General features: G+C 54.8%; 5 protein-coding genes. 3 read left to right on the forward strand and 2 right to left on the reverse strand.

The window, feature by feature from the left end; translation table 11 throughout:
• The 3 genes from ABSE61_RS36545 to ABSE61_RS36555 all read left to right on the forward strand — a co-directional run.
• The coding region (locus ABSE61_RS36545) for a hypothetical protein (protein WP_423876013.1) at positions 1–305 on the forward strand (305 nt) is incomplete at its 5' end.
• Positions 302–1,036: a class I SAM-dependent methyltransferase gene (locus ABSE61_RS36550; protein WP_423876014.1), complete on the forward strand. Its 735-nt coding sequence runs from the start codon at positions 302–304 to the stop codon at positions 1,034–1,036. The genes ABSE61_RS36545 and ABSE61_RS36550, both read left to right, overlap by 4 nt.
• A 364-nt stretch (positions 1,037–1,400) precedes the next feature.
• Positions 1,401–1,886, forward strand: a complete 486-nt coding sequence (locus ABSE61_RS36555) for a hypothetical protein (protein WP_423876015.1) — start codon at positions 1,401–1,403, stop codon at positions 1,884–1,886.
• 15 nt (positions 1,887–1,901) lie between these two features.
• Here the strand turns inward: ABSE61_RS36555 and ABSE61_RS36560 are convergent, their stop codons facing one another.
• Positions 1,902–2,546: a GtrA family protein gene (locus tag ABSE61_RS36560; RefSeq protein ID WP_423876016.1), complete on the reverse strand. Its 645-nt coding sequence runs from the start codon at positions 2,544–2,546 to the stop codon at positions 1,902–1,904.
• Positions 2,547–2,923: 377 nt separating this feature from the next.
• A partial coding sequence (locus ABSE61_RS36565; protein WP_423876017.1) for a hypothetical protein occupies positions 2,924–3,803 on the reverse strand: 880 nt, incomplete at its 5' end.

Consider the following 3,803-nt stretch of genomic DNA (forward strand, 5'->3'; position numbering starts at 1 on the left):
CGCTCGAGCTGATCACCCTCGTCGGGTTTATTTTTAGTTTTCTGTCGTTCTTTGCAGCACTTTTTTACTTCGCCTACTATATTCTCGTTATCCGAAAGCCGCCTCAGGGATTTACAACGGTTGTTATTTTGGTTCTTCTGTCAACGAGCTTCCAGACTACTTTTATCGGCATGCTGGGCGAATATATCGGGCGAATTTTCCGCAACACCCGGTCATTACCGTCCCCGATCATCGACCAGCGTATCGAGCCCATTCAAACGCATGACGATGCCACGCTGGTTCCGGACGCCGCGACTTCAATTTGACGGAGACGTCCCAGGACACCATGGATCCGCAGCAACAAGCCATCGCAGAAGAATTTGACCGCTACAACGAGTCGTATGACGACGCAGTCAATCGCGCGATTTCGTTCTCGGGTCAAAAGGTCGAGTCCTTCACGAGAGCCAAGGCCGATGACCTCTTGCGAACGATCGCCTCGCACTTTGACTCGCCACGGCAACTGAGCTTGCTGGATGTCGGCTGCGGCATCGGCAACTACCACCCGCTGCTGGCCCCCGCAGTTGGCTCGGTCAGCGGGGTGGACGTATCCGTCGCCTGCATCGCAAAGGCGACAGAGCGTAATCCGACGGTTTCTTACACGGCGTACGATGGCGATCACCTGCCCTATCCGGACAAGCAATTCGACGTCACATTTTGCATCTGCGTGCTTCACCACGTTCCGCCTGAACGATGGCCGCGATTCGTCAGCGAGATGCGCCGCGTCACCCGTGCCGGTGGCTTGGTCGTGGTCTACGAACACAACCCGATGAATCCGCTGACCCGCAAGGTCGTGCGCGATTGCGCCTTCGACCGTGACGCCGTCCTTTTGACCATGGCGCAGACGCGCCAGCTTTTGACCGCCGCGGGCTGTACGAATGTTTCAACACGATCGATACTGACGCTGCCGCCGATGGGCGGTTTCATTGAAAAGCTTGACGGGTTGTTGGCAAAGCTACCGTTCGGTAGCCAATATCGCACGGAAGGCCGCGTCGGATGACCGAAACAAGCCCGCGTCCAGCCGCGATCGCGCAGCAGGGCCTACGCAGGGAACCCGTCGTATCCGTATCCTGGCAAAGCTGAATAATGAGCTCGCGAAGCTTGAACGTTATGAGCGTCGGGCATTTTCGAGACGCAAGCGTGCCTTGCGGCTCATGTGACGATGGAATGTCGCGAACCATTCTTAAATTGCATTAATGATATGTTCAATCTTTAGGTGATTTTTCTAGATTTTGGCGGAACGAACCCAATTATAGATTTGCTAGGAGTCAAGCGCTTAAGATTGACGGCTCCAGCTGGCGCCCTTTTTACTAGGTAACGCTTGGGATGGTCGCGCTGAAGAAAGGCGCTCGAAGGAAGCCGCTATGATATTGAGTACACATGCAATTGTCGGCGGCGCGATCGCGAGCTTAATGCCATCTCATCCGCTGTTAGCGGTGGTTGCCGGCTTTGCGAGCCACTTCGTAATCGATGCTATTCCTCACTGGGACTATCGGCTACGATCAATTTCGGTCGGGAAAGGCGCAGACAATCGGCGCTTGCGATTGAGCCGAAACGTCATGTTGGATCTCGCGGTCATCGCCTTGGATGCCTGCGCTGGTCTAGCTTTAGCGTTGTGGCTGTTCGCCACGTCCGCTTCGGTTTGGGTCATTGTTCTCGGCGCCGTCGCAGCAATGCTGCCGGATCCGCTGCAATTTGCCCATAGCCTGTTTCCACGAGAACCGCTGAATACGCTTCAGCGCTTCCACGGCTGGATCCACTCCAAACGAAAGCTGGCCTGGAGGCTTGGCGTTAGTTCGCAGGCAGCGTTTGCTACCGCTGTGTCAGCATTGGCCGGCGCATTACATTGACGACGCGGATCACACTCAACTAGCGCGTGGCATTCTAAAAACGAAAAAATGCGAGACAGAAAAATTCACACCGAATGCGGCGACGATCGATACCAATTTAGCGACTGGTATATTCACGTATTGCGAGAGCGCAACCAATATAGTTGTTGCGACGACTAGCCCGAAGATTCCCGATGCGGCAAAACTTGCGTATCTGCCAAGGCTATAGAGCCCGCCTGTTTCTTTCTCAAATGTGATTTTGGTGTTCATCGCATAGGAGCCAGTAACCGCGACGAGCCAGGAGACTACATTCGATGGAACCAGCGGTAGTCCGACTAGCTTAAACGCCAGCGTAAAGGTGGCCACGTCGACAATCACGTTCACTAAACCGATCGACGCGTAGCTGAATAGCTTCGCCAGTACAGTTCGGCGATGCCAAGCATCAATTATGTTGGCTAAAAAACCTTCCATCACCCCAAGTACCCTTAATCTCAATGAGTGAGATACTAATTGCTTTCCTTTAAGGCAATTCTGCTCAAAGCAAGAACTCTGCCAGTGTTGCCTCTCGGTAACGCTGCCCGTGATCACGCTGCCGAGATAGAAGATCATATCTGTGCGAAGTTTGCTGCAAGGATTGAGGACGCGCGCTATTCCGAGCAAGGCGTCGTCCGATAACTCCACGTTTTCACTCTTTCCAGAGCTCGGTGCGGCTTTCTATCTCCCCGATAAAACTTCGGTTCGCCCCGTCGGGCAAATCAGTGCTCTAACCCATCTTCCATCGCCGCCGGCGCTTAGCCGGACGATAGGAAGGGTTGTCAATGTCGAATCTAGTCGCTCAATCCGACTTTATGCAAGTCGTTAAGCGCGATGGTGACTTTCGGAAGAACTACGGCTTGCTTATAGGCGCGTGTCTTTATGCGTTTTCCCTGAGGGCCGTCTCCGGCCGTTCATTTCCTTGGACTGGCTGGCTTTTGGCCGCCTTCGCCGCGGGGGCGGCTTTAGCACTAAGAAAGGAGTGTACACCCTATAATTTGCCGCGAGTAATCATTTCCAGCAAATCAATCGACCCGACGCAGGATATCGATGCCCTCGATCGTTTGCACGAGCACGTAAGGCTTGAGGAGCTGTGCCAGCTCAGCATCCGTCTTCGCCCGCTCGCCCCACCCGTCGCGAAGATTATCGATGAGAACGACATCGGGCGGCAGCCGCTTGAAATCCTCGATCAGCCATTGCCGCTCCAGCGCCACATAGCCGTTTAGCCTGGCATCCAGGTCTGCATTGACGGTCGTTCTTTCGTGCACCACCCGCGTAAAAGTGCGAATCCACAAACATTCCTGGCGCGAGACCCAAACTCCGTGAAGCGTTCGCACCAGCGGATGGCCGATGGCGGCCTCACCACTCATCACCAGAATTCTGGGATTTGGTTTGATCCGGGCAACGACGTCTTCGATCGGCCCGACAGGCACTCCCGCACTGAACAGGCGGCTGCCAAGAACAAACACCATAGCCAGCATCGCGATGACCGCCAGCCTGGAATGGCGCAAGCGCAAATTTGCATCCGCGGCCAGGACATAGCCCATCGCGATCATCGCCAGAGCCACCATGGGATAGGATTGGTAGCTCCAACCCCGCCGCTGCATGTAGAAGGCGAACGCGAAGCCGAGCGATGCGACCATCATAACCAGGGCGGCGGAATCAAGAGGCCGTTGTCGCGACACCCAAAGAAGCGAAACCACCGCGATCGCGCAAATCATCGTCGCCGGATTAAAAAATACAATCGACATCGGCATCGACCACGATAGGTAAGTATCGCGAACGATCGGATAGAGGACGTTGAAATATTCAGGATAATGGAAATAGCAGAAGATGGCGTAGATCGTGACCAGGCCACCCGTGATCAGGTTCTCAGGCGAGAACAGCACGCGCCACGAGCGGGAG

It is taken from the genome of Bradyrhizobium sp., from assembly GCF_049519115.1.
Classification (GTDB): Bacteria; Pseudomonadota; Alphaproteobacteria; order Rhizobiales; family Xanthobacteraceae; genus Bradyrhizobium.

What these genes read in the sequence shown, in the direction of transcription:
- ABSE61_RS36555 (WP_423876015.1), top strand. Translation starts at nt 1,401, where the DNA reads ATGATATTGAGTACACATGCAATTGTCGGCGGCGCGATCGCGAGCTTA.